Source organism: Streptomyces sp. NPDC030840 (assembly GCF_055572015.1).
On the sequence record NZ_JBVIEE010000037.1, the window covers coordinates 57994 to 81824 of the forward strand.

A 23831-nucleotide genomic window follows, 5' to 3' on the forward strand; every position below is an offset into this window, starting at 1 on the left:
ACCCCCCATGGCCATGGACGCCATCTCCGTCATCCGCACCAAGCGGGACCGCGGCGAGCTCAGCGACGAACAGATCGACTGGGTCATCGACGCGTACACCCGCGGGGAGGTCGCCGACGAGCAGATGTCCGCGCTCGCCATGGCCATCCTCCTCAACGGCATGGACCGCCGTGAGATCGCCCGCTGGACGGCCGCGATGATCGCCTCCGGTGAGCGCATGGACTTCTCGTCCCTGTCCCGCCCGACCGCCGACAAGCACTCCACGGGCGGCGTCGGCGACAAGATCACGCTTCCGCTGGCCCCGCTGGTCGCGGCCTGCGGCGCGGCGGTCCCGCAGCTCTCGGGCCGGGGCCTCGGCCACACGGGCGGCACTCTGGACAAGCTGGAGTCGATCCCCGGCTGGCGCGCCCTGCTCTCGAACGAGGAGATGCTGTCCGTCCTGGACGGCGTGGGCGCGGTGATCTGCGCGGCGGGCGACGGACTGGCCCCGGCGGACAAGAAGCTGTACGCCCTGCGGGACGTGACGGGCACGGTCGAGGCGATCCCCCTGATCGCCTCCTCCATCATGTCGAAGAAGATCGCCGAGGGGACGGGCTCACTGGTCCTCGACGTCAAGGTCGGCACGGGCGCCTTCATGAAGACGATCGAGGACGCGCGGGAACTGGCCTCCACCATGGTCGGCCTGGGCACGGACCACGGCGTACGGACGGTCGCGCTGCTCACCGACATGTCCACCCCGCTCGGCCTGACCGCGGGCAACGCGCTGGAGGTCAAGGAGTCGGTCGAGGTCCTCGCGGGCGGCGGCCCGGCGGACGTCGTGGAGCTGACCCTCGCCCTGGCCCGCGAGATGCTCGACGCCGCCGGGGTGAAGGACGCCGACCCGGCGAAGGCCCTGGCCGACGGCTCGGCGATGGACGTCTGGCGCCGCATGATCGCGGCCCAGGGCGGCGACCCGGACGCCGCCCTGCCGACGTCCCGCGAACAGCACGTGGTGAAGGCGGGCGCCTCCGGCGTCCTGACCCGCCTCGACGCGTACGACATCGGCATCGCCGCCTGGCGCCTCGGCGCGGGCCGCGCCCGCAAGGAGGACCCGGTCCAGGCGGCGGCGGGCGTCGAGATGCACGCGAAGCCGGGCGACACGGTGACCGAGGGCCAGCCCCTGCTCACCCTGCACACGGACACGCCGGAGCGGTTCGCCTACGCGTTGGAGGCGGTGGAGGGGTCCTACGACATCGGGACGGAGGGAGTGGACTTCGCGCCGTCGCCGGTGGTGCTGGAACGTATCGGCTGACCAGGGGGTTTCTCTTTGGAGTGAACGGGATCGGTGGACCTGCGCCGGTCCCGTTCGGCATGCTGGGATCGGTGACGCACCGATTGGAGACACCGCCATGAGCGCACTCACCGTCGACTACCCGGCGGCCAATGGCCACGAGTGGGACGACCTCGTCCGGATCTGGCAGGAGACGGACGCGCCAGAGGGCTGCAAGGTGGAGATCATCGAGGGGATCGTCACCGTGGCGCCACCGCCGTCCAACACCCACAACGACATTGCGGACCTCGTGCAGCGCCGCCTGTACCAGGTGATTCCCGAGGACTGGGGCATCTACCAGACGCTGGGCACGGCTGTTCCGTCCCGCGACGGGCTCTACATCCCCGACATCGCCGTTGCGCCACGGGATGTCCTGCGTACCGGGAAAGGCACCAACTACGTCCCCGCAGCTGCAGCCGAACTCATCGTGGAGATCACCTCCAAGTCGAACGCGAGCAACGATCGGATCAAGAAGGCTGCTGGTTATGCGCAGGCTGGGGTGCCGCTCTACCTGCTCATCGACAACTGGGCTCCCGGCGGGCCGACAGTCACGCTGTACGGCGAGCCTCACGGCGATGTCTACCGGGTCCTGCGCGCAGGCAAGTTCGGCGAGCAGATCCTGTTGCCGAAGCCCTTTGATCTCAAGCTCGACACCAGTCTGTTCCCCGTCGGCTGACGCAGGTCACCCCAACAACGCCGCCACCACCACCAACACCGGCACCGACAACACCGTCGACAACAGGATCGACTCCCGGGCCAGCACCTCTCCCACGCGATAGCGGCTCGCGTACGTGAAGAGGTTCTGCGCGGCCGGAAGCGCCGACGTCACCACCACGTCGAGCAGGGGAGCCCCGCGCAGGCCGAACACCCCGCTCGCCAGCGCCCAGGCCACCACCGGCTGGCCCACCGACTTCAGGGCGACCGAGAGAAACACCGGCTGACGGTCCGCACCACGGCCCGGCATCGTGCTGCCGCACAGGGAGATGCCGAAGGCGAGCAGGACCGCGGGCACCGACATGTTGCCGATCAGCGTCAACGGGTCCATCACGGGCCCCGGCACCGTCAGCCCGGACGCCGACACCGCGACCCCGGCCAGCGAGCCCACCGCGATCGGGTTGCGCAACGGCGTGGTCAGCCGTCGCCACAGCGGGAGCTTCTCACCCTGGCCCGCCAGGTCCAGGACCGTCAGCGCCACCGGCGTCAGCGCGATCACCTGGAACAGCAGCACCGGCGCCACGAGCGAGGCGTCGCCCAGCACGTACACGGCGATCGGGATGCCCAGGTTGCCGGCGTTGACGTAACTGGAGCACAGGGCGCCGATCGTCGTCCGGCCGATGCCCCAGCGCCGTACGGCACCGACCACGACGAAGACCCCCGCCGCCGCGGCCGTGCTCAGCGCCGTGACGAGCAGGCGGGTGGAGAAGACCACCGACAGGTCGGCCCCGGCGAGCGTCGTGAACAGCAGGGCCGGTGAGGCCACGTGGAACGCGAGCTTGGTCAGCACCTCCCGTCCGTGCTCGCCGAGATAGCCGCGGCGTCCGATGACGAACCCCACCCCGATGACGACGGCGATCACCGCGAACCCCGTCAGCACCCCCTGCACGCGGCCTCCTCGGCGGGCAGGAGACAGCCGGGTGTCGCGGGCGGCGCGGATCCACGCGCGGATCCAGGTGGAGATCCATGGGGCATACACCCAACCCTCCGGGGAAGGCGGAGCACCGGTCAATGTGATCCTTGCCCGCGGCCCGCGGCCCGCGATGAGTTACGAGCCCCAGGACGGTCTACCGAACGTGGATGCCACGACACCCCCTGTACTCGTGCTGCCGGGCCCCGTCACCAGGGACGACGTACCCCGGCTCTGCGCCGACGTACGCGCCCGCCTGACGACCACGGGGGCGGGCGTCGTGGTGTGCGACGTCGCCGGAATCGGCCCCCCGGGGCTGGCAGCCGTCGACGTGCTCGCGCGGCTTCAGCTCGCCGCCCGGCGTGCGGGGGGCCGCATCCGGCTGCGGGACCCCGACCCGGCGCTGCGCGCGCTACTCGGTCTGGTCGGCCTCGCCTTCGAGGTGGAGGGGCAGCCCGAACAGCGGGAACCAGCGGGTCGTGTCGAGAAAGCAGTGGAACCCGGCGATCCGGCCCTCTGATATCTCCAGGACCTGGATCGCCCACGAGGAGAAGCCGCCCTTCTCCGGGTCCGGCTTGTACTGGGCGAAGCCCGGCAGGCCGTTCACCGCGACTGGCACCAGGTGCGAGCCCGCGCAGGGCGCGCCCAGCGTCGTCATGAACCCCGTGATGTCGTCCGTGCCGCGCAGCCACAGGTCGAACGGCGGCATCGTCATGACCGCGTCCTCGTGCAGCAGCGCGGTCAGCGCCGCCATGTCGTACCCCTCGAAGGCCGCCACATAGCGGTCGAGGAGCTTCTGCTGCTCCTCGTTCAGTGGGTCGGAGACGGCGCCCTCCGCTCCCTGGCTGTTGCTCTCGGAGAGGGTCGCCCGCGCCCTCTGCAGCGCGCTGTTCACCGACGCCACCGAGGTGTCGAGCAGCTCGGCGACCTCGCTCGCCTTCCACGCCAGCACCTCGCGGAGGATGAGGACGGCACGCTGCTTGGCGGGCAGCTTCTGCAGGGCCGCGACGAAGGCCAGCCGCACGGACTCCTTCGCCACGGCCGCCTCCGCGGGGTCGCTGGTGGTGGGCAGGACGCGGGCGTCCGGGACGGGCTCCAGCCACGTGTTGTCCGGGCGGGGCGAGAGCGCCGCCTGGGCCAGGGGAGTGGAGTCGCTGAGGTCCACGGGGCGTGCCCGCTTGTTGCCCGCCGTCAGCATGTCCAGGCAGACGTTCGTCGCGATGCGGTACAGCCAGGAGCGCAGCGAGGAGCGGCCCTCGAACTTCTCGTAGCTCCGCCAGGCGCGGACCAGGGTGTCCTGCACCGCGTCCTCGGCCTCGAAGGACGAGCCGAGCATCCGGTAGCAGTAACCGGTCAGCTCCACGCGGTGCTTCTCCAGTTGGAGGTCGAGGTCTGTCGTCGTCGCCGTGCCGTTGCTCATGGTCCACCCACCCCTGTGGCGCCTACCTGGCGTGCCTCTTCGCACCCAGCACTTCGGAAGCTACCCCAGCCCACTGACAACGGCCCCCTGAGCGCATGAACACCCAGGTCAGCCAGCGGGTTGGGTTCCGGTGGGCAGGTCGGGTGCCGACGGGTGGGCGGCTGGTCGCTCAGTTCCCCCGCCCCCGTCGGCGTAGAGGAGCGCTCAGCGCACCCCCACAACCCCCCGCCGCGCCTCCACACGCGCCGCCCGCGACCCCACCACGGTGATCGTCACCACCCCCAGCACCGCCAGCAAACCGACGCCCACGGTCCCGCTCCATCCCCCGGCGTGGAACGCCACCGCACCGATCGTGCTCCCGGCGCTGGACCCGACGTAGTAGGCGGACTGGTAGAGCGCGGAGGCCTGCGCCCGCCCGCGCTTGGCGGTGTGGCTCACCGAGGATGACGCCACCGCGTGCCCCGCGAAGAAGCCGGCGGTGATCAGGACCAGCCCGAGCAGGACCAGGGGCAGTGTGTCCGCCAGGGACAGCATCAGTCCCGAGGCCGTCGTCCCGCCCGCCAGGTACAGCGCCCCGCGCCGCCCGAGCCGCCCCACCAGCTTGCCGGCCGTCGAGGCCGACACCGTACCCACCAGGTACACCAGGAAGATCGAGCCCACGATGCCCTGCGGCAGCGAGAAGGGCGCCTCGGTCAGGCGGTAACCGATCACCGTGTACACCCCGCCGAACACCGTCATGAACAGCGCGCCGATCGCGTACAGCCGGCGGAGCAGCGGGTTCGACAGGTGGTCACGGACCGTCCGGGCCAGCACCCGCGGCCGCAGCGAACCCGCGGTGAAGTGCCTCGGCGCCGGCAGCAGCAGCCGGAAGGCCACCGCGCACGCCACCGCCACGGCGCCGATCGCCCCGACCGCGGCCCGCCAGCCCCACTCCTGCGCGACCCAGCCCGTGATGACCCGGCCGCTCATGCCGCCGACGCTGTTGCCCGCGACGAACAGCCCGATCGCGGTGATGAGGGCCTTCGGACGGACCTCCTCCGCCAGGTACGCCGTCGCCGACGCCGGCAGCCCGGCGAGCGCCGCTCCCTGCACCGCCCGCAACGCCACCAGGGTGCCCAGGTTCGGCGCGAAGGGAACGAGCAGTCCGACGCCCACCGCGACCGCCAGCGACGCCGTCATCACCGTACGCCGCCCGAACCGCTCCGACAGCGCGCTCATCGGCAGCACGAACAGCGCCAGCGCACCCGTGGCCGCGGACACCGTCCAGCTCGCCGCGCTCGCGGTCACCCCGAAGTCGCCGGAGACCAGCGGCAGCAGCGCCTGTGTGGAGTAGAGCAGTGCGAAGGTCGCGACACCCGCGAGGAACAACGCCAGGCTCATCCGGCGGTAGCCCGGCCCTCCCGGGGCCATACGGGAGTCGGAAGGGGACGCGGTCGATGCGGCGCCCACGGTGGTGGACGCCCCGGTACTGACGGAAGGCATGCCTCGAACGTACGGACCCCCTCACTCATCCGTCCAATGCACGGAACCCCCATAATCGTTCCCATGGAGCATCAGCAGAGGTCAGAGGCTCACCTGTCACCGTCCAGTGACACAGAAGACATCGTTGCGGTACTCGCTCCACGCCTCGCGTACTTCGCCGGGGTCGCGCGCACCGAGCACGTCACACGTGCCGCGCAGGAGATGCGGGTCCCGCAGTCGACGCTGTCCCGCGCCATGGTCCGGCTCGAGCAGGACCTGGGAGTCGACCTGTTCGCCCGCCGGGGACGCACCGTGTCCCTGACCCCCGCCGGACGCACCTTCCTCGGCTCCGTCGAACGCGCGCTCGCCGAGATCGCACGCGCCGCCGACGAAGTGCGCGCCGACGCCGACCCCGCCACCGGCAAGGTCGCCTTCGGCTTCCTGCACACCATGGGCTCGGAGACCGTCCCCGGACTCATCCGCGCCTTCCGCGCGGACCATCCACGCGTCCGCTTCAGCCTCGTCCAGAATTACGGCGAGGCCATGATCGAACGGCTGCGGGCCGGCGAGCTCGACCTGTGTCTGACGTCCCCCGTCCCGGACGCGCCCGACCTCGTCGCCCGCCGCCTCGACGAACAGAAGCTGCGCCTCGTCGTCCCGGCCGACCACCGCCTCGCCTCCCGTAAGCGCGTCCGCCTCGCCGAGGCCGCCGACGAGACCTTCGTGACGCTCGAACCCGGCTACGGCATGCGCCGCATCACCGACGACCTGTGCCGGCAGGCGGGCTTCAAGCCCCGTATCGCCTTCGAGGGCGAGGAGGCGGAGACCCTGCGGGGCCTGGTCGCCGCGGGCCTCGGCGTGGCCCTGCTGCCCCCACCGGCCGTACCCCGCCCAGGAGTGGCCGAACTGACGGTCACGGCCCCCCGCGCGGCCCGCGAGATCGGCGTCGCCTGGCTGGCGGGCCATCCGGACACACCCCCGGTGGCGGCCTTCAAGAGGTTCCTGCTGTCAAGAAGAGGCCGGCTACTGCCAGAGTGAGGGCGCGGGCATCTCGTCAGGGGCGCGGGGCCGTGTCGGATATGCGGCTCCGCCGCGTGGGCGCGACAAGCCACAGCAGACCCGCAGCCGCGAGACAACCTCACCCACCCCTCCCGGAGCGCGCCCGCCCGAAGCCGGAGGCCAACGGCATACGAAGCCCCAACGGCGGCGGAGCCGCGAGCGCGTCCACCACCGGGCGGGCGAGGACCCGCCCGAACAACGTGCCCATCACGAAGTCCTCCGCCAACGCGTGCACCTCGTCCCGGTGCGCGTGCAGCCCGTGACCGTCGGAGTGCACCTCGAACCGGCAGATGTCCCTGTTGGCCTTCTTCACCCGCGCCGCGAGCCGGAACGACAACTCGGGGTCCGTACGCTGGTCATTGGTGCCGTGCACGATCATGACCCGTCGGCCGACGAGCTGTTTCACCGGTTCGGGCGGCGCGGCCACGTCGTCCTCGGGCAGCCAGGGGGCGATCGCGAGGACCGAGTGGACGGCCGCGTGCCCGCCCGCGTGCAGTGCGGCCCGCCCGCCCATGTCCACTCCGGCCAGACACACCGGGACGTCCCCGTAGCGCCGTACGACCTCGTCGGCGGCCCAGGTGGCGTCGTGCGCCAGACGCGCCTCACTGCCGTTCCAGCCGCGGTAGCGGTAGTGCACCACGTGGGCGACGAGTCCCGCGTCCCGCCCGGCGCGGGCCAGCCGGCGGCCGAGGGCGCGTACGGAGGCGGCCGCCAACACCGCGGAGGGCCTGCGCTCCGAGATCTCGTCGCCCCCCGGGAGGAGCAGCACGACCCCGCTCACTGCCGACGGCTCCGATCCCACAACCCGCCCAAGTCGGGGACCGCGCACCGGCGTTGCTTGCTGTGCCATGACAGAACAGTGTCAGAAGTCACGGTGTACGCCACCTTGCCGCACGGTCACCGTTGGGTATCGGCAGATCCGCCTCACCGGTGATCTACGCGCGTAGGCGTTACAGTGCGAAGATGACGAGCCAGACTGCCCAGACCCGTACCTCCCCGGACTCGGACCAGATCCGCCGGGCGCCCAAGGTTCTGCTGCACGACCACCTCGACGGCGGGCTGCGCCCCGGCACGATCGTCGACCTCGCCCAGGCCACCGGCTACAAGAGCCTCCCCGAGACCGACCCCGGCAAGCTGGGCATCTGGTTCCGGGAGGCCGCCGACTCCGGCTCCCTGGAGCGGTACCTGGAGACCTTCGCCCACACCTGTGCCGTCATGCAGACCCGTGAGGCGCTCGTCCGCGTCGCCGCCGAGTGCGCCGAGGACCTCGCCGAGGACGGCGTCGTCTACGCCGAGGTGCGCTACGCCCCCGAGCAGCACCTCGAAGCCGGGCTCAGCCTCGAAGAGGTCGTCGAGGCCGTCAACGAGGGCTTCCGCGAGGGGGAGCGGCGGGCGAAGGAGAACGGCCACCGCATCCGCGTCGGCGCACTGCTCACCGCCATGCGGCACGCGGCCCGCGCCCTGGAGATCGCCGAACTCGCCAACCGCTACCGCGACCTGGGCGTCGTCGGCTTCGACATCGCGGGCGCCGAGGCCGGCTACCCGCCCACCCGCCACCTCGACGCCTTCGAGTACCTCAAGCGCGAGAACAACCACTTCACCATCCACGCCGGCGAGGCCTTCGGACTGCCCTCCATCTGGCAGGCCCTCCAGTGGTGCGGTGCCGACCGGCTCGGCCACGGCGTACGGATCATCGACGACATCCAGGTGCACGAGGACGGCTCGGTGAAGCTCGGCCGGCTCGCCTCGTACGTCCGTGACAAGCGCATCCCCCTGGAGCTGTGCCCGAGCTCCAACCTCCAGACGGGCGCCGCCGACTCGTACGCCGAGCACCCCATCGGCCTCCTGCGCAGCCTGCACTTCCGGGCGACCGTGAACACGGACAACCGCCTGATGTCCGGCACCAGCATGAGCCGGGAATTCGAGCACCTTGTCGACGCTTTCGGCTACACGCTCGACGACATGCAGTGGTTCTCGGTCAATGCCATGAAGTCGGCATTCATTCCTTTCGACGAACGACTGGCGATGATCAATGACGTCATCAAGCCCGGATACGCCGAGCTGAAGTCCGAATGGCTGTTCCGGCAGACCGCTTCGACCAGCGGCTCTGTGGTGAACGAGGGCTGACGGGCGGTTTCGGAACGCGGCCGGGGCCCATGCCCCGGCCGCTTTTCCATGTTTGCCTCGGCCGGGGCATCGATGTTTACGTTTCGGGACCGCTCACATCCCCCGTATCTCACGCATTCAAGGACGCATCACATATGAAGCAGTCTGCTGCCAAGACCCTCGGAGTCGCCGCTCTCGGTGCCGCCATCGCCGCCGCGGGCGCGGGTGCCGCGAACGCCGCCCCGGACGCCCGGGCGCTGGGGACCGTCACCAAGGCGCTGCCGGGTGCCGGTCAGACGGTCACCCAGGGGCAGTCCGCCCTCGGCGCCGGCCTGGAGTCCGCGCAGCCCACCACCGACAAGGTGCTCTCCGGTGGTCCGACCAACCCCGCAGCCGGGCTGCTCGGGGGTCTGCCGCTGCAGGACCTGTCGGGCAAGGGCAAGGCCAAGGGCAAGGCCAAGTAACGGGCGTGAACGGACGCGTGTGGGGCGCACCCTCGGTGGGTGCGCCCCATCGGCGTGCCGGTCACCGGTCGGTGCCGGTCACCATGCCGTGCGGGCCTTGTCCTCCGAGGGCAGCAGGATCCACAGGGCTATGTAGAGCAGGAACTGAGGGCCGGGCAGCAGGCACGACGCCAGGAAGATCACGCGCATCGTGGTCGCGGAGGTGCCGAAGCGCCGTGCCAGCGCTGCACACACTCCGCCCATCATCCGGCCGTCGGTGGGGCGGGCAAGGCGGCTCATGAGGGCTCCTTCGTCAACCGTGGACCGAGGCCGCCCCGGTGGCGGCCCCGTCGTCCTGACACCCTCAACGCTACGCGGACGAAGCGGACGAAGCGTCACTCTAAGGAGCTATTCCGACCCTGGGAATCGTCGGGGTACGCCCCTGAGGCGCTTCCTCCCTGTGGAGGGCGGCCTGATGCCTGGTCTCCGCCCTGCGGCGCAGCCGGGCCCGCAGGACGGGGACGATCGCGAGATGGGCGAGGGCCACCCCGAGCGTGTTCAGCAGGATCGAGTCGATGTCGACGACCTGACCGGGCACCCCGGTCTGCAGCAGCTCGATGCCCAGCGAGAGCAGGGTGCCGGCGGCGACCGTACGGGCCAGCGAGGCGAGCGGGGAGACGGTGAGCCTGCCGCCCGCCATCGGCAGCAGGACGCCCAGGGGCGCGAGGAGGGCGAGCCCCTCGCCGATGCGGCGCGCCGCCTCCTGCCAGCCCAGCGCCAGATCGGCTCTTATCCCGGCGAACGGCCGCAGGTTGGCGGCGCTCACCCAGGGGACGTCCAGCGGGCGCAGCGTGATCCAGGCGACGAGCGCGAGGTGTGCGACGAGGAGGACACCTCCCGCCACACGGACGCGTATCCCGGCGCTTCCGCCGTTCGGACCTTGACGCTGCACGATCCCCAAGACGCGCCCCCCGGCACGATCGGTTCCGCGTAGGCGTCGCGCGTGGCCCGGGCGGGTGAGGTATGCGCCACACCTGCGGCCGGGGCGCCCCCTGCACGCCCCTCAGGACGTCCCGACCTCCGACGACGGCGGCTTCTCGGCGCCCGGGTCCGAGCGGACCTCCGTCGTGCACTCGTAGCGCCTGAGCGGCTCCGTGCCGGGAGGGCCGCCGAGGACCACCGAGCCGTCGCCCTCGGCCGCCGCCGAGTCGGCGAAGGTGCAGACGACCTGGGCGAGGGCGTACTCCGGCAGCTGCTCGGGGGCCGTGGACAGCCGCAGCGCGTCCTCGGGGTCACCCGGCTGCGGACCGCTCACCCGCAGACCGGCCCGGACGTCCGTCTCGTACCCGGCCTGGTCCTCGGCGGAGGACGGCTGCCCGGAGAGCTCGTCGAGCAGGCCCTGCGCGACGAGGACGCGCCGCTGGGCGTCGGGGGTGCCGTCGGGAAGGCTCAGGGAACGGCCGACCGCGACGAGCTGCCCGGAGCAGAGCAGGAAGACCTGCACCGGAATCCCCGGCGAGTTCTGCGAGGTGATGTCCGATCCCGTCAGCGTGCACGGCACCCGAGAGGGAGCGGGACCGAAGTCCGTCGGCACCTGCGTGGACCGGATCCCGCACCCCGTGAGCACGGCCGCCAGCACCCCGGCCGCGAGCCACGGCCGGACCGCCCCGCGGAGCCCCGCGGCGGGCCTGCCGCCGGCTCCTGCCGTGGGGCCGGCCTCTCGCGGCCCCGCGAGAGGCGCGAGCGCCCACCGGTCCACGGCCGACCGGAGGCGGCGCCCGACTATCCGTGACGTCATCCGCCGTTCCCCTCTGTGGCGCTGGGCTGCTGCTCGGTGATCAGGGGGGAGGCGTCGCGGGGGAGACGGAGGGTGAAGACGGCGCCCCCCTTGGGTGAGTTCGCCGCGGTGATCTCGCCGCCGTGGATGTGGGCGTTCTCCTGGGCGATGGACAGGCCCAGGCCGCTGCCGTCGGAGCGGGGGCGGGAGGCGCTCGCCTTGTAGAAGCGGTCGAAGACGTGCGGGAGGACGTCCTCGGGGATGCCCGGGCCGTGGTCCTGGACGTCGATGACCAGGTCGTCGCCCTCCTCGCGGACCGAGACCCGTACCGGCGATCCGCCGTGCTTGAGCGCGTTGCCGATCAGGTTGGCGAGGATCACGTCCAGGCGGCGCGGGTCGAGCCGGGTGATGATGCCGCGCTCGGCGTCCAGCTCCACCGCGTCCAGCCACGCGCGGGCGTCGATGCACGCGGTGATCTGGTCGGCTATGTCCACGTCGTCCAGCACCAGCCTGGCCGTCCCCGCGTCGAAGCGGGTCACCTCCATGAGGTTCTCGACCAGGTCGTTCAGACGGCGGGTCTCGCTGACCACGAGGCGTACGGCCGGCTCGATCATCGGGTCGACGCTGCCCGTCTCCGCGTCCAGCTCCTCCTCCAGCACCTCCGTCACGGCGGTGATCGCCGTCAGCGGGGTGCGCAGCTCGTGGGACATGTCCGCCACGAAGCGGCGGGACGCCTCCTCGCGGCCGCTCATGTCCGCGACCTGCTTCTCCAGGGACTCCGCCGCGCGGTTGAACGTACGGGACAGATCGGCCAGTTCGTCCGTTCCGGAGACGCGGAGCCGGGTGTCGAGCTTGCCCTCGCCCAGGCGGTGGGCCGCCACACCCAGGCGCTGCACCGGCTTCAGTACGGTCGTCGCGGCCGCCTGCGCGAGCAGGGCCGAGCCGATCAGCGCGAGGCCCGTGGCGATGCCCAGCGACCAGGCGAGCGAGTTGAGGTCCTTGGCCTCCGGCTCCAGCGACTTGAGCATGTAGCCGGTGGGGCCGCCGCCGATCACCTTGGCACCGCCCACCAGGTACGGCGTGTCGCCGTCGATGACCCGCTGCCAGTACAGGTGGTAGGCGTTCTTGTCGTCGGCGGAGGTCTCCTGCTTCTTGGCGACGGCCTTCCGCAGCGACTCCGGCACATCCGTCAGGGTGAAGTCGTCCAGCGCCGACTTGCCCGAACTGCCCTGCACCGTCTCGCCGTTCGCGCCGTCCGCTATCAGCAGCACGCTGAACCGCTGGCCGCCGTCGGCCATCTGCCGTGCCGCGTAGGTCAGCTGCCCCTCCGTGGGATGCAGGGGCAGCGTGCTGGCGTGGCTCTGCATCTCACGCTCGAAGTCGTCCAGCGCGGCGTCCTGCGCACGCGTCAGCACGGCCTCGCGGTTGAGCCAGTACGCGATCCCGGACGCCGACACCGCGGCCGTGAGCGCCACCAGCCCGAACACGACGACCAGCCGCAACCGCAGACTCGTGAAGCGCAGACCCGACGAAACCGCCTTACGGGCCGCGGACCAGCCGCGGACCCCCCCTTGCCGATCACTCACTGAGGCGTGTCCAGCCGGTAGCCGACACCGCGGACCGTACGGATCAGGGTCGGCGACGACGGTACGTCCTCGACCTTGGCGCGCAGCCGCTGCACGCACGCGTCGACGAGCCGGGAGTCACCGAGGTAGTCGTGCTCCCAGACAAGGCGCAGCAGCTGCTGGCGGGACAGCGCCTGCCCGGGCCGCCGGCTCAGCTCCAGCAGCAGCCGCAACTCGGTGGGGGTGAGCTGGAGGTCCTCGCCGTTCTTGGTGACCGTCATCGCGGCCCGGTCGATGACCAGGCTGCCGAACGTCGCCGCGTCGTTGGCCTCACGCTCGCCGCGCCGCAGGACGGCCCGGATCCGGGCGTCCAGCACCCGGCCCTGCACGGGCTTCACCACGTAGTCGTCGGCGCCGGACTCCAGCCCGACCACGACGTCGATGTCGTCGCTGCGCGCCGTCAGCAGGATGATCGGCAGCTGGTCGGTGCGCCGGATGCGACGGCACACCTCGAAGCCGTCGATGCCGGGCAGCATCACATCCAAAACGATCAGATCCGGCCGCTGTTCGCGCAGCAGCTTGAGACCATCCTCGCCGCTGGCGGCGGTGGCGACACGGTGCCCCTGGCGCGTCAGTGAGAGCTCCAGGGCCGTGCGGATGGCGTCGTCGTCCTCGATCAGCAACAGGGAAGGCACGGGCACATTCTGGCCCATGGCACGGTGGTCTTTCGACTGTTGGCCGGGTCCTGCCCGTCACTCGCCCATGATCCCTTCGCCGTCCCACGTCTGCGTGGCCCTGCGGCTCTCCTCTGTGATCCGGCTGTGCTCCCACTGAGAAAGACCCCTGTGACAGGTCTGTGACAGTCGGCTGACACGGCCATGAAGTGGGCTCGGCAAGCTTCTCGGCACAGGCAAGGAGGCACCGCCCCGGGGGATCGGAGGGCGGGGCCGACGAGCCGAAGGACAACGGAAACTCCACGACGGGGGGCGCGAGATGAACACGCTGCACAGCACCAGCACTAGCGCAGTTGTCACGCGCCTCCACGACGTCAACCGGAGCGCCGAGAAGTCCGGTGCCGTGAGCCCGCGGGGGTGCGCTCGCGGCACCGGTCGTCAGCACGCCGCGTACATGACGGTGGTTGACGCCCGGGTGGGGGGGACCCACGGGGGAACGGGGGCGGGAGCTCACGGGGGAGCCGCGTACGGGGAGGTCTCGGGGGAGCGTCGTTCGGTGTCGGAGGCGGAGTTCACCGCTTACGTCCAGGAGCGCCGCGCCTCCCTGTACGCAACCGCCTACCACCTGACCGGTGACCGCTTCGAGGCCGAGGACCTGCTCCAGAGCGCCCTCTTCTCGACGTACAAGGCGTGGGACCGGATCAGTGACAAGGCCGCGGTCGGGGGCTACCTCCGCCGCACCATGACCAACCTGCACATCAGCGCGTGGCGCCGCCGCAAGCTGAACGAGTACCCGACCGAGGAGCTGCCGGAGACGCCCGGCGACACGGACGCGATGCGCGGCACCGAGCTGCGCGCGGTCCTGTGGCAGGCGCTGGCCCGGCTGCCCGAACTCCAGCGCACCATGCTGGTCCTGCGCTACTACGAGGGCCGCACGGACCCGGAGATCGCGGAGATCCTCGACATCAGTGTCGGCACGGTGAAGTCCAGTATCTGGCGGTCGCTTCGCCGGCTGCGCGAGGACGAGGTCCTCAGCTTCGGCCGTGACGAGGAGGAGTCCTTCGGCGAGCTCGTCGCCTGACGGTCCGGGGGGGAACGAGTAGGGGGCGGTGGCGCGGGGGAGCGCCGCCGCACTACCGGGGGGACAGCGGGGTAACGGGGTTCAACGGGGACACGGGGGACACGGGGGAACAGCGCCCGCGGGAACGGGGAAACAGGGCCCGGGGGAACACGGGGGAATGGGGAAGCGGGGGAAACGGGGAACACGGGGGAACGGGGAAGCGGGGGAAACGGGGAAACGGGGAACACGGGGGAGCACGAGAAACAGCGGGACTGGAGGGCCGGGGGGTCCGTCCAGTCCCGCTTTTCGTGCTCGCGCCCCGCTTTTCGTGTTCGCGGGCCCGGACGCCTCCTACACGGCCGACCGGGCCTGTACGTCCCGCCCGGCAGCCGCTTCCGCCAGCCGATCGAGGGCCTCGTCCCGGTCGCAGGGATGCGCGCCGAGCGCCGTCTGGTGGGCCACGATCGAGTGCTCCAGGCGCATCAGGCGCCAGCCGCGGCGCAGCAGGAAGGGCACGGACTTGCGGCCCTCCCGCAGATCGCGCAAGAAGCGGCGGCGGAACGTGGTGAGCGGACCACGGGTGAGGCAGATGGCGTCCGCCAGGAGGCCCAGATCGCGACAGCGGGAGACGATCTCCGCGGCGAAGACACCCTCCGCGATGAACACCGGCGCCGGCCCGAGGGAAAGGGTCTCCGTACCGGTGCGGGCGCTCAGGGAGATGTCGTACGCCGGGACGGTCGTCGACCCCGTGCGGCACAGCTCCTCGATCGCCGCCACCGCGTCGTCCGCGCTCCAGGACAGCGGATGGTCCCAGTCGATGTCCGAACTGCCCTCCACCTGCGGCAGCGTCGGGTCGTCGCCCTCCTTGTAGAAGTCGTCCAGCCGGAGCACGGACAGGCCGGAACGGGCGGCGAGAAGGGACTTGCCGGACCCGGAGGGGCCGGACAGCAGGACGACCCTGGTCGGTATCGGAGGATGCGAACTCACGAGAGTCCAGTGTGAGGCATCGCGCGGCTCCCGCCGAGACAGCGGGTCGCCGTTGGAGCGCACATCACATCTCAACTACCCTTCGTGTTCGTCTCATTACGCAGAGCAAGCGAAGGTGGCACCAGTCCATGGCACGACACTCGGCCCCCCACCCCTCGACCGTCCGGCGCGCCGTGCTGGCTCTCACGACCGCGTCGGTCGCCCTCGGCGCGGGCGCCGTCCCGCTCGACAGCGGCGTCGAAACCCAGGTCGCCGACTTCGGGCAGGTGACGTCACGGGACGTGACGCGTCCGGTGGCGCAGGCGCCGTCCGTGGGTGGCATTCCGCTGCTGGGGCAGATTCCGGGGCTGCTGCGGGGCTGAGGGGGCGAGGAATCGAGGGCCGCTCCGGGCACGGGACCGCGGGCGCCGCCGGCAAGGCGCAGGTCATGCCTTGCCGGTCGCGCCCGCGTGGCGGAGCCGCACGGTGCCCACGCCCCGCATGGTCATGGGCTCAGTACGACGAGCCGGACGCCCCCAGCGATCCCGTCGGGTGCCAGACCGTCTTCGTCTCCAGGAACGCGGTCATGCGCTCGATGCCCGGAGTCGCGAACCAGTCGATCCCGTCCGCGTTGTCCACAGGCTGTGGACGGAGGACCCGCTTCAGGTTGTCGGCCGCCGCGATCTCCAGTTCCTTCGCCAGTACGTCGTCGGCCCCCGCGAGATCGATCGCGTTGACGTCCTGGTGGGCCGCGAGAGGCGCCGCGATCTCCGCCGTGCGGCCCGACAGCACGTTGACGACCCCGCCGGGCACGTCGGAGGTGGCCAGCACCTCGCCCAGGGACAGCGCGGGCAGGGGGAACCTCTCGCTCGCGATCACGACCGCCGTGTTGCCGGTCGCGATCACCGGGGCGATGACGGACACCAGGCCGAGGAAGGACGACTCCTGCGGGGCGAGGACCGCGACCACACCGGTCGGCTCGGGCGAGGAGAGGTTGAAGAACGGACCCGCGACCGGGTTGCCGCCGCCGACCACCTGGGCGATCTTGTCGGTCCAGCCGGCGTACCAGACCCAGCGGTCGATCGCCGCGTCCACCTGCGCCGCCGCCTTCGACTTCGACAGGCCCTCGGTGTCGGCGACCTCGTGGACGAACTGCCCCCGGCGGCCCTCCAGCATCTCCGCCACGCGATAGAGGACCTGGCCGCGGTTGTACGCCGTCGCGCCGGACCAGGCGCCGAACGCCTTGCGGGCCGCCACGACCGCGTCACGGGCGTCCTTGCGGGACGAGAGGGGCGCGTTCGCCAGCCAGTTGCCCTTGGAGTCGGTCACCTCGTACACCCGGCCGCTCTCGGAACGCGGGAACTTCCCGCCGACGTACAGCTTGTAGGTCTTCAGCACGGAAAGACGGTCAGACATCGAACGGTCAGACATCGAGGTACGCCTCCAGGCCGTGACGGCCGCCCTCGCGGCCGAAGCCCGACTCCTTGTAACCGCCGAACGGCGACGTCGGGTCGAACTTGTTGAACGTGTTGGACCAGACGACACCGGCGCGCAGCTTGTTCGCGACGGCCAGGATCCGGGAACCCTTCTCGGTCCAGATGCCGGCGGACAGGCCGTACTGGGTGTTGTTGGCCTTGGCGACCGCCTCCTCCGGGGTGCGGAAGGTCAGGACCGACAGCACCGGGCCGAAGATCTCGTCGCGGGCGATGGTGTGCGCCTGGGTGACGTTCGTGAAGAGCGTCGGGGCGAACCAGTAGCCGGAGGACGGGAGATCGCAGGCCGGGGACCAGCGCTCGGCGCCCTCCGCCTCGCCCTGCTCGGTGAGCGCGGTGATCCGGGACAGCTGCTCGGCCGAGTTGATCGCGCCGATGTCCGTGTTCTTGTCGAGCGGGTCGCCGAGGCGGAGGGTGGAGAGCCTGCGCTTGAGGGACTCCAGCAGCTCGTCGTGGACCGACTCCTGGACCAGCAGGCGGCTGCCCGCGCAGCAGACCTGGCCCTGGTTGAAGAAGATGCCGGTCACGATGCCCTCGACGGCCTGGTCGATCGGAGCGTCGTCGAAGACGATGTTCGCGCCCTTGCCGCCGAGTTCGAGCGTGAGCTTCTTGCGGGTGCCGGCGACGGTCCGCGCGATCTCCTTGCCGACCGCCGTGGAGCCGGTGAAGGCGACCTTGTCGATGTCCGGGTGGGAGACGAGGGCGGCGCCCGTGCGGCCGTCACCGGTCACGATGTTGACGACACCCTTCGGCAGGCCCGCCTGGCGGCAGATGTCCGCGAAGAACAGCGCGGACAGCGGGGTCGTCTCGGCGGGCTTGAGGACGACCGTGTTGCCGGTCGCCAGGGCCGGGGCGACCTTCCACGCCAGCATCAGGAGCGGGAAGTTCCAGGGGATCACCTGGCCCGCCACGCCCAGCGGCCTGGGATTCGGGCCGAAGCCGGCGTGGTCCAGCTTGTCCGCCCAGCCCGCGTAGTAGAAGAAGTGGGCCGCGACCAGGGGGAGGTCGGCGTCCCTGGTCTCCCTGATGGGCTTGCCGTTGTCCAGCGTCTCCAGGACCGCCAGCTCACGGCTGCGCTCCTGGATGATCCGGGCGATGCGGAACAGGTACTTGGCGCGCTCCGAGCCGGGCAGGGCCGACCACTTCTCGAAGGCCTTGCGGGCGGCCTGGACCGCCCGGTCGACGTCCTCCGCGGTGGCCTGGGTGTACTCGGAGAGCACCTCCTCGGTGGACGGAGAGATCGTCTTGTGCAGATCCCCACCCGAGCTGTCGACGAACTCCCCGTTGATGAACAGGCCGTACGACGGGGCGATGTCGACGATCGCGCGCGACTCGGGCGCGGGAGCGTACTCGAATGCCATGGGTCAGTCCACCGTTACGTAGTCGGGGCCGGAGTAGCGGCCGGTGGCCAGCTTCTGACGCTGCATCAGCAGGTCGTTCAGGAGCGAGGAGGCGCCGAAGCGGAACCAGTGGTTGTCCAGCCAGTCCTCGCCCGCGGTCTCCTTGACCAGGACGAGGAACTTGATCGCGTCCTTGCTGGTCCGGATGCCGCCGGCGGGCTTCACCCCCACCTGTACCCCGGTCTGCGCCCGGAAGTCGCGCACCGCCTCCAGCATGAGGAGGGTGTTCGCCGGGGTCGCGTTCACGGCGACCTTGCCGGTCGAGGTCTTGATGAAGTCGGCCCCGGCCAGCATGCCGAGCCAGGAGGCGCGGCGGATGTTGTCGTACGTAGAGAGCTCGCCGGTCTCGAAGATGACCTTCAGCCGGGAGTCGGTCCCGCAGGCCTCCTTCACCGCGACGATCTCGTCGTACACCTTCATGTAGTCGCCCGCGAGGAACGCCCCGCGATCGATGACCATGTCGACCTCGTCCGCGCCCGCGGCCACGGCGTCGCGCACGTCGGCCAGCTTCACGCCGAGCGCGGCGCGGCCCGCCGGGAACGCGGTGGCGACCGAGGCGACCTTCACGTCCGAGCCGGCGACGGCCTCCTTGGCGACGGCCACCATGTCGGGGTACACGCACACGGCCGCGGTCGAAGGAGTCGTACGGTCGGTCGGGTCGGGGTGGACCGCCTTGGCGCCGAGCGCCCGGACCTTGCCCGGGGTGTCCGCGCCTTCCAGGGTCGTCAGGTCGACCATCGAGATCGCGAGATCGATGGCGTACGCCTTCGCGGTCGTCTTGATGGAACGGGTGCCGAGCGAGGCGGCGCGCGCCTCCAGGCCGACCGCGTCGACGCCGGGCAGCCCGTGGAGGAAGCGGCGCAGCGTGCTGTCGGACGCGGTGACGTCGGCTAGTGCGTGGGGTGCGGTGGATGCGCTGGTGGGCATGGTCACCAGACGAGCATATCTACGCGCGTAGCGGCTGTACAGCCCCGTTGACCGGACCGCGACGGGGGGCTTCCGGGAGCGTCGGGCAGAATCGGGGCATGAGCACCGCCGACCACCAGTCACCCGAGCCGGAGCGGGAGCCGGAGCCTTCGGAGTCAGTGCGCCCCGCGCATCCCGCGAAGCAGGCGCCCCCCGCGACGTCCGCAGAGAAGTCCTCGAAGCCCGCGTACAACGACCGGGCCTACCGCTCGCCCGGCGGGATCGCGGGCGGTGTGATGCTCCTGGCCATCGCGGGCTGGCTCGGCGGAGACGCCATCGTCACGGGCCACGGCCGCACCCCGTGGCTGGCGCTCGCCACGCTGCTGTGCGTCGTCCCGCTGGTCATCGCCTTCTCGGTGCGGCCGGCCGTCTTCGCGAACGACGACAGGCTGCGGGTGCGCAACCCGTTCCGGGTGATCGTGCTGCCCTGGGGCGCGGTCGCCTCGCTGCGCTCCGGCTTCTCCAACGAGGTGGTCGACGAGTCCGGCACCAAGTACCAGCTCTGGTCCATCCCCGTCTCGCTCCGCGCCCGCAAGCGCGCCAACCGCCGGCAGGCCCGCGCGGAGCACGGCCGGGCGGCCACCGAGACGGACCTCAGTGGGCGCACGTCCCTGGTAACCGGCCCCGTGCGGGCCCCCTCCGACCAGATCATGGACGACCTGCGCGAACTGTGCGAGGCCCGGGCCAAGGCGGCGGACTCACAGGGCGAGCCGAGCGTGCGGTGGTCGTGGGAGATCCTGGCGCCGGCGATCGCGGGAGCGGTGCTGCTGGTGATCCTGATCGCGCTGGGGTGACGGAGCGATCGGCTTCCCCGTCCCAGCGACACGCCGCATCCACGGTGTGTCGCTGGGACTCCTGAGCCACTTGGGGACCCCGGGGGAGGCGCCTGGGGGCGCGGTCAGATGCCCGCCGCCGCCGCGAGGTCGTGCTTGAGGGCGGTCAGCAGATCCGTCGCCCTGGCGCGTGCCGCGGGGAGGCCGGCGTGTGAGGAGACCGGGACCACGGCCTCCAGGTAGCACTTCAGCTTGGGTTCCGTGCCGCTCGGGCGGACGATCACGCGGGCGCCGTCCAGGGTGTAGCGCAGCCCGTCGGTGGGCGGCAGCGTGCCGGTGCCCTGGGTCAGGTCCTCCGACCTGGTGACGGCCAGGCCCGCGAGCCGGGTCGGGGGCTGTTCGCGCAGGCGGCGCATGGCGTCGGCGATGAGGGACAGGTCCTGTACGCGCACCGAGAGCTGGTCCGTCGCGTGCAGGCCGTGCTCGACCGCGATGTCGTCCAGGAGGTCGAGGAGGGTGCGGCCCTCGGACTTGAGGACCGAGGCGAGTTCCGTGATCAGCAGCGCGGCCGTGATGCCGTCCTTGTCGCGCACGCCCTCCGGGTCCACGCAGTAGCCGAGCGCCTCCTCGTAGCCGTAGCGCAGGCCCTCCACGCGGGCGATCCACTTGAAGCCGGTGAGCGTCTCCTCGTACGGCAGCCCGGCCTTCCCGGCGATCCGGCCGAGGAGCGAGGAGGAGACGATCGACTCGGCGAAGGTGCCGGTCGCTCCGCGGGCGACCAGGTGGGTGGCGAGGAGGGCGCCGACCTCGTCGCCGCGCAGCATGCGCCAGTCGGCGTCCGGGCCCTCGCCGTCCCTGACGGCCACCGCGCAGCGGTCGGCGTCCGGGTCGTTCGCGATGACCAGGTCGGGGTTCGTCTCGCGGGCCTTCGCGAACGCCAGGTCCATGGCGCCCGGCTCCTCCGGATTCGGGAAGGCGACGGTCGGGAAGTCCGGGTGGGGGTCGGCCTGCTCGGCGACGAGCGCGGGGGCCGGGAAGCCCGCCCGGGCGAAGGCGGCGAGGAGGGTGTCCCTGCCGACGCCGTGCATCGCCGTGTAGACCGTGCGGGCGGTACGGGGGGAGCCGGGGGCGAGGACGGCGTCCGTACGGGCCAGGTAGGCGTCGAGGACCGAGTCGTCGAGGGTCTCCCAGCCGGTGTCCGGGCGCGGGACCGTGGTGAGGCTGGTGACGGCGGCGATCTCCGCGGCGATCTCGGCGTCGGCCGGCGGCACGATCTGGGAACCGTCACCGAGGTAGACCTTGTAGCCGTTGTCGCGGGGCGGGTTGTGGCTGGCGGTGACCTCCACACCGGCGGCGGCACCGAGGTGCCGGATGGCGAAGGCGAGGACCGGGGTGGGGAGGGGGCGGGGCAGGAGCGCGGCGCGGAGGCCGGCGCCGGCCATCACCGCGGCGGTGTCGCGGGCGAAGTCGGCGGACTTGTGGCGGGCGTCGTAGCCGATGACGACGAGGGGCGCCTCCTTGCCGTCCCGGGTCTGCTCGGCCCCTTCGGGGAGAGCCTTCTTCTTGAGGTACGCGGCGAGCCCGGCGGCGGCGCGGATGACGACGGAGCGGTTCATGCGCATCGGGCCGGCACCGAGTTCGCCGCGCAGGCCGGCGGTGCCGAACTGGAGGGTGCCGCTGAAGCGCGCGGCGAGCTCCGCGGTGTCCGCGGCGTCGATGAGCTTGGCGAGTTCCTCACGGGTGTCCGCGTCGGGGTCCTCGGTCAGCCACGCCTGGGCCCGTGCGATGAGTTCGTCCTGCACGTCGGGGTCCTCTCTCGTTCGTGGGGTGCGGGGTTCCTGGGGTGCGGGTGGTTCCAGGGTGCCTGGGTGGGGGGCTGGGCGCCTGGGGAGGGGTGGTCGGGGACGTCTCGCGGCTGCGGGTGTGTTGTGGCTTGTCGCGCAGTTCCCCGCGCCCCCTGAAGGGGCGCGTCCCCGCCGGCCGTCGTCTGTCCGCCCCGCCGTCGTGGCTGGTGCGCCTACGCGTACGTTCATGGGTCGGGGGCGATCCGCGAGGTCTCCGTCCTCGGTCCGGCGGTCCTGCGGGCGGGGACGTACGCGGTGGCGGACGCCGGCCGCTGCGGGCGGACACCTCCCGGCACACCCCCTTCCGTACGTACGCGGCTCAAGGGGCGTCGTGGTGGCGGTGCGTCGCGACGCACCAGCACCCGTCCACAGACAGAACCCGGCAGACGAGACGTGCCCTGCCACACCCCCGGAGGGAACCCGCCGGAGGCTAGAGCCGGGCCAGGACCCGGGTCAGCAGCTCACCCATATGGGCGGCGGAGTCACGGCCGGCCTGGAGGACCTCCTCGTGGTTGAGGGGCTCACCCGTCATGCCGGCGGCGAGGTTGGTGACCAGGGAGATACCCAGAACCTCCGCGCCCGCCTCGCGCGCGGCGATGGCCTCCAGGACCGTCGACATGCCCACGAGGTCCGCGCCGATGACGCGGGCCATGCGGATCTCGGCCGGTGTCTCGTAGTGCGGGCCGGTGAACTGCGCGTAGACGCCCTCCTCCAGGGTGGGGTCGATCTCCTTGCAGAGGGCCCTCAGACGCGGGGAGTAGAGGTCGGTGAGGTCGACGAAGTTGGCGCCGATGATCGGGGACGTCGCCGTGAGGTTGATGTGGTCGCTGATCAGGACCGGCTGGCCGGGGCGCATGGTCTCGCGGAGGCCGCCGCAGCCGTTGGTCAGGACGACCGTCTTGCAGCCCGCCGCCACGGCGGTGCGCACCCCGTGCACGACGGCGGAGACGCCGTGACCCTCGTAGTAGTGGGTCCGGCCCAGGAAGACGAGCGCGCGCTTGTCACCGATGCGGTACGAGCGGACCTTGCCGCCGTGGCCCTCGACCGCCGGGGGCGGGAAACAGGGCAGGTCGGTGACCCGGAACTCGGTCTCGGGTGCGCCGAGCGCCTCCACGGCCGGGGCCCAGCCGGAGCCCATCACGAGGGCGACGTCGTGGGTCTCGGCGCCCGTGAGCTCGCGCAGGCGCGCGGCGGCGGCGTCGGCGGCCTCGTACGGGTCGCCCTGGATGTCGTCCGGAAGAGAAGATGCGTTCACGCGATGAGAGTAACCGGTCCTGGCCTACGCGCGTAGACGGCGTGGGGGACGGGTCTGCGATCGTTGTCTTGTCGTTTCCGGCGACACCCACGGTGCGGCGGCCGCGTACGCACCGCAGGGGGTGTGCCGGGAGGTGTCCGCCCGCAGCGGCCGGCGTCCGCCACCGAGCACATGACGCACCCACAGCCCCGCCGGACCGAGGACGGAGACCTCGCGGCGCGCCCCCGACCCACGAACGTACGCGTAGGCGCACCAGCCACCACGGCGCCGCAGGTACCCGACAACCTGCGGGGACGCGCCCCTTAAGGGGCGCGGGGAACTGCGCGACAAGCCACAAACAACCCGCACCGCCCACAGACAGAGCCCGGCAGACGAGAGGCACCCGCCCACACCCCCGGAGGGAGAGACGCACCCGTTCACAGACAGAGCCCGGCAGACGAGAGGCACCCGCCCACACTCCCGGGGGGGAGAGACGCACCCGTTCACAGACAGAGCCCGGGAGACGAGAGGCACCCGCCCACACTCCGGAAGGGAGACGCGCCCGTTCACAGACAGAGCCCGGGAGACGAGAGGCACCCGCCCACACTCCGGAAGGGAGACGCGCCCGTTCACAGACAGAGCCCGGGAGACGAGAGG

General features: G+C 71.5%; 24 protein-coding genes. 9 read left to right on the forward strand and 15 right to left on the reverse strand.

Annotated features, from left to right (window positions below; genetic code table 11):
- Positions 1–7 precede the first annotated feature (7 nt).
- Both ACZ49J_RS43435 and ACZ49J_RS43440 read left to right on the forward strand, forming a co-directional pair.
- On the forward strand, positions 8–1291 hold the full coding sequence (locus tag ACZ49J_RS43435; protein ID WP_467456765.1) for a thymidine phosphorylase: 1284 nt from the start codon (positions 8–10) through the stop codon (positions 1289–1291).
- A 97-nt stretch (positions 1292–1388) separates the two neighbouring features.
- Positions 1389–1985, forward strand: coding sequence for a Uma2 family endonuclease (locus tag ACZ49J_RS43440; RefSeq protein ID WP_467456763.1), 597 nt, complete (start codon positions 1389–1391; stop codon positions 1983–1985).
- 6 nt (positions 1986–1991) lie between these two features.
- Here the strand turns inward: ACZ49J_RS43440 and ACZ49J_RS43445 are convergent, their stop codons facing one another.
- Positions 1992–2912, reverse strand: coding sequence for an AEC family transporter (locus ACZ49J_RS43445; protein WP_467456762.1), 921 nt, complete (start codon positions 2910–2912; stop codon positions 1992–1994).
- Between the two features lie 154 nt (positions 2913–3066).
- Between ACZ49J_RS43445 and ACZ49J_RS43450 the strand changes: the two genes are divergently transcribed.
- Positions 3067–3453 carry an STAS domain-containing protein gene (locus tag ACZ49J_RS43450; protein ID WP_467456838.1) on the forward strand — a complete coding sequence of 129 codons (387 nt, stop codon included), beginning with the start codon at positions 3067–3069 and terminating at the stop codon, positions 3451–3453.
- Here ACZ49J_RS43450 and ACZ49J_RS43455 read toward each other — a convergent pair.
- Positions 3346–4353, reverse strand: a complete 1008-nt coding sequence (locus tag ACZ49J_RS43455; RefSeq protein WP_467456761.1) for a sigma-70 family RNA polymerase sigma factor — start codon at positions 4351–4353, stop codon at positions 3346–3348. The two genes, ACZ49J_RS43450 and ACZ49J_RS43455, sit on opposite strands and share 108 nt — an antisense overlap.
- Before the next feature lie 204 nt (positions 4354–4557).
- Entirely contained in the window at positions 4558–5835 is a 1278-nt protein-coding gene (locus ACZ49J_RS43460; RefSeq protein WP_467456760.1) for an MFS transporter, read from the reverse strand.
- A gap of 63 nt (positions 5836–5898) precedes the next feature.
- Here ACZ49J_RS43460 and ACZ49J_RS43465 point away from each other — a divergent pair, with 63 nt between their 5' ends.
- The gene (locus ACZ49J_RS43465) at positions 5899–6852 is read left to right on the forward strand and encodes a LysR family transcriptional regulator (RefSeq protein ID WP_467456759.1); all 954 of its coding nucleotides are present in this window, start codon (positions 5899–5901) and stop codon (positions 6850–6852) included.
- Positions 6853–6952: 100 nt separating this feature from the next.
- Here ACZ49J_RS43465 and ACZ49J_RS43470 read toward each other — a convergent pair whose 3' ends face one another.
- Positions 6953–7723: a prolyl oligopeptidase family serine peptidase gene (locus ACZ49J_RS43470; protein WP_467456757.1), complete on the reverse strand. Its 771-nt coding sequence runs from the start codon at positions 7721–7723 to the stop codon at positions 6953–6955.
- 113 nt (positions 7724–7836) lie between these two features.
- Between ACZ49J_RS43470 and ACZ49J_RS43475 the strand changes: the two genes are divergently transcribed.
- Together ACZ49J_RS43475 and ACZ49J_RS43480 are read left to right on the forward strand one after the other, a co-directional pair.
- The gene (locus ACZ49J_RS43475; protein WP_467456756.1) at positions 7837–9000 is read left to right on the forward strand and encodes an adenosine deaminase; all 1164 of its coding nucleotides are present in this window, start codon (positions 7837–7839) and stop codon (positions 8998–9000) included.
- 134 nt (positions 9001–9134) lie between these two features.
- On the forward strand, positions 9135–9443 hold the full coding sequence (locus tag ACZ49J_RS43480) for an ATP-binding protein (RefSeq protein ID WP_467456755.1): 309 nt from the start codon (positions 9135–9137) through the stop codon (positions 9441–9443).
- Between the two features lie 78 nt (positions 9444–9521).
- Here ACZ49J_RS43480 and ACZ49J_RS43485 read toward each other — a convergent pair whose 3' ends face one another.
- From ACZ49J_RS43485 to afsQ1, 5 genes are all read right to left on the reverse strand, one after another.
- Complete coding sequence (locus ACZ49J_RS43485) at positions 9522–9722, reverse strand: PspC domain-containing protein (RefSeq protein ID WP_467456753.1); 201 nt, start codon at positions 9720–9722, stop codon at positions 9522–9524.
- Between the two features lie 100 nt (positions 9723–9822).
- On the reverse strand, positions 9823–10374 hold the full coding sequence (locus ACZ49J_RS43490; protein WP_467456751.1) for a VanZ family protein: 552 nt from the start codon (positions 10372–10374) through the stop codon (positions 9823–9825).
- Between the two features lie 111 nt (positions 10375–10485).
- Positions 10486–11220 (reverse strand): hypothetical protein, encoded by a 735-nt coding sequence (locus ACZ49J_RS43495; protein ID WP_467456750.1) that lies wholly within the window; start codon positions 11218–11220, stop codon positions 10486–10488.
- A complete protein-coding gene (locus ACZ49J_RS43500; protein WP_467456748.1) occupies positions 11217–12785 on the reverse strand; it encodes an ATP-binding protein in 1569 nt (522 codons plus the stop codon). The genes ACZ49J_RS43495 and ACZ49J_RS43500 overlap by 4 nt, the downstream gene beginning before the upstream one ends.
- Positions 12782–13459, reverse strand: coding sequence for a two-component system response regulator AfsQ1 (afsQ1, locus tag ACZ49J_RS43505; RefSeq protein ID WP_174864780.1), 678 nt, complete (start codon positions 13457–13459; stop codon positions 12782–12784). Before afsQ1 ends, ACZ49J_RS43500 begins: the two co-directional genes overlap by 4 nt.
- 298 nt (positions 13460–13757) lie before the next feature.
- Between afsQ1 and ACZ49J_RS43510 the strand changes: the two genes are divergently transcribed.
- Positions 13758–14519 carry a SigE family RNA polymerase sigma factor gene (locus tag ACZ49J_RS43510; RefSeq protein WP_467456745.1) on the forward strand — a complete coding sequence of 254 codons (762 nt, stop codon included), beginning with the start codon at positions 13758–13760 and terminating at the stop codon, positions 14517–14519.
- A 330-nt stretch (positions 14520–14849) separates the two neighbouring features.
- On the opposite strand, the gene ACZ49J_RS43515 is transcribed toward ACZ49J_RS43510, so the two are convergent.
- On the reverse strand, positions 14850–15485 hold the full coding sequence (locus tag ACZ49J_RS43515; RefSeq protein ID WP_467456743.1) for a uridine kinase family protein: 636 nt from the start codon (positions 15483–15485) through the stop codon (positions 14850–14852).
- A 128-nt stretch (positions 15486–15613) separates the two neighbouring features.
- Here ACZ49J_RS43515 and ACZ49J_RS43520 point away from each other — a divergent pair, with 128 nt between their 5' ends.
- A complete protein-coding gene (locus tag ACZ49J_RS43520) occupies positions 15614–15847 on the forward strand; it encodes a hypothetical protein (protein ID WP_467456741.1) in 234 nt (77 codons plus the stop codon).
- 130 nt (positions 15848–15977) lie between these two features.
- Here ACZ49J_RS43520 and ACZ49J_RS43525 read toward each other — a convergent pair whose 3' ends face one another.
- From ACZ49J_RS43525 to deoC, 3 genes are read right to left on the reverse strand one after another with little or no spacing between them, the layout of a single operon-like run.
- A complete protein-coding gene (locus tag ACZ49J_RS43525; protein ID WP_467456740.1) occupies positions 15978–16880 on the reverse strand; it encodes an aldehyde dehydrogenase family protein in 903 nt (300 codons plus the stop codon).
- A gap of 7 nt (positions 16881–16887) precedes the next feature.
- A complete protein-coding gene (locus tag ACZ49J_RS43530; protein ID WP_467456739.1) occupies positions 16888–18318 on the reverse strand; it encodes an aldehyde dehydrogenase family protein in 1431 nt (476 codons plus the stop codon).
- A 3-nt stretch (positions 18319–18321) separates the two neighbouring features.
- On the reverse strand, positions 18322–19284 hold the full coding sequence (gene deoC, locus ACZ49J_RS43535) for a deoxyribose-phosphate aldolase (protein WP_467456837.1): 963 nt from the start codon (positions 19282–19284) through the stop codon (positions 18322–18324).
- 98 nt (positions 19285–19382) lie between these two features.
- On the opposite strand from deoC, the gene ACZ49J_RS43540 reads away from it, so the two are divergent.
- A complete protein-coding gene (locus tag ACZ49J_RS43540) occupies positions 19383–20117 on the forward strand; it encodes a PH domain-containing protein (RefSeq protein ID WP_467456738.1) in 735 nt (244 codons plus the stop codon).
- A 104-nt stretch (positions 20118–20221) separates the two neighbouring features.
- Here ACZ49J_RS43540 and ACZ49J_RS43545 read toward each other — a convergent pair whose 3' ends face one another.
- Both ACZ49J_RS43545 and ACZ49J_RS43550 read right to left on the reverse strand, forming a co-directional pair.
- On the reverse strand, positions 20222–21898 hold the full coding sequence (locus ACZ49J_RS43545; protein ID WP_467456736.1) for a phospho-sugar mutase: 1677 nt from the start codon (positions 21896–21898) through the stop codon (positions 20222–20224).
- A gap of 472 nt (positions 21899–22370) precedes the next feature.
- Entirely contained in the window at positions 22371–23195 is an 825-nt protein-coding gene (locus ACZ49J_RS43550; RefSeq protein WP_467456735.1) for a purine-nucleoside phosphorylase, read from the reverse strand.
- Positions 23196–23831 lie beyond the last annotated feature (636 nt).

What these genes read in the sequence shown, in the direction of transcription:
- ACZ49J_RS43495 (WP_467456750.1), bottom strand. Translation starts at nt 11,220, where the DNA reads ATGACGTCACGGATAGTCGGGCGCCGCCTCCGGTCGGCCGTGGACCGG.
- deoC (WP_467456837.1), bottom strand. Translation starts at nt 19,284, where the DNA reads ATGCCCACCAGCGCATCCACCGCACCCCACGCACTAGCCGACGTCACC.
- ACZ49J_RS43475 (WP_467456756.1), top strand. Translation starts at nt 7,837, where the DNA reads ATGACGAGCCAGACTGCCCAGACCCGTACCTCCCCGGACTCGGACCAG.
- ACZ49J_RS43470 (WP_467456757.1), bottom strand. Translation starts at nt 7,723, where the DNA reads ATGGCACAGCAAGCAACGCCGGTGCGCGGTCCCCGACTTGGGCGGGTT.
- ACZ49J_RS43450 (WP_467456838.1), top strand. Translation starts at nt 3,067, where the DNA reads ATGAGTTACGAGCCCCAGGACGGTCTACCGAACGTGGATGCCACGACA.
- ACZ49J_RS43480 (WP_467456755.1), top strand. Translation starts at nt 9,135, where the DNA reads ATGAAGCAGTCTGCTGCCAAGACCCTCGGAGTCGCCGCTCTCGGTGCC.
- ACZ49J_RS43460 (WP_467456760.1), bottom strand. Translation starts at nt 5,835, where the DNA reads ATGCCTTCCGTCAGTACCGGGGCGTCCACCACCGTGGGCGCCGCATCG.
- ACZ49J_RS43510 (WP_467456745.1), top strand. Translation starts at nt 13,758, where the DNA reads ATGAACACGCTGCACAGCACCAGCACTAGCGCAGTTGTCACGCGCCTC.
- ACZ49J_RS43465 (WP_467456759.1), top strand. Translation starts at nt 5,899, where the DNA reads ATGGAGCATCAGCAGAGGTCAGAGGCTCACCTGTCACCGTCCAGTGAC.
- ACZ49J_RS43540 (WP_467456738.1), top strand. Translation starts at nt 19,383, where the DNA reads ATGAGCACCGCCGACCACCAGTCACCCGAGCCGGAGCGGGAGCCGGAG.
- ACZ49J_RS43520 (WP_467456741.1), top strand. Translation starts at nt 15,614, where the DNA reads ATGGCACGACACTCGGCCCCCCACCCCTCGACCGTCCGGCGCGCCGTG.
- ACZ49J_RS43485 (WP_467456753.1), bottom strand. Translation starts at nt 9,722, where the DNA reads ATGAGCCGCCTTGCCCGCCCCACCGACGGCCGGATGATGGGCGGAGTG.
- ACZ49J_RS43440 (WP_467456763.1), top strand. Translation starts at nt 1,389, where the DNA reads ATGAGCGCACTCACCGTCGACTACCCGGCGGCCAATGGCCACGAGTGG.
- ACZ49J_RS43455 (WP_467456761.1), bottom strand. Translation starts at nt 4,353, where the DNA reads ATGAGCAACGGCACGGCGACGACGACAGACCTCGACCTCCAACTGGAG.
- ACZ49J_RS43525 (WP_467456740.1), bottom strand. Translation starts at nt 16,880, where the DNA reads ATGTCTGACCGTCTTTCCGTGCTGAAGACCTACAAGCTGTACGTCGGC.
- ACZ49J_RS43435 (WP_467456765.1), top strand. Translation starts at nt 8, where the DNA reads ATGGCCATGGACGCCATCTCCGTCATCCGCACCAAGCGGGACCGCGGC.
- ACZ49J_RS43530 (WP_467456739.1), bottom strand. Translation starts at nt 18,318, where the DNA reads ATGGCATTCGAGTACGCTCCCGCGCCCGAGTCGCGCGCGATCGTCGAC.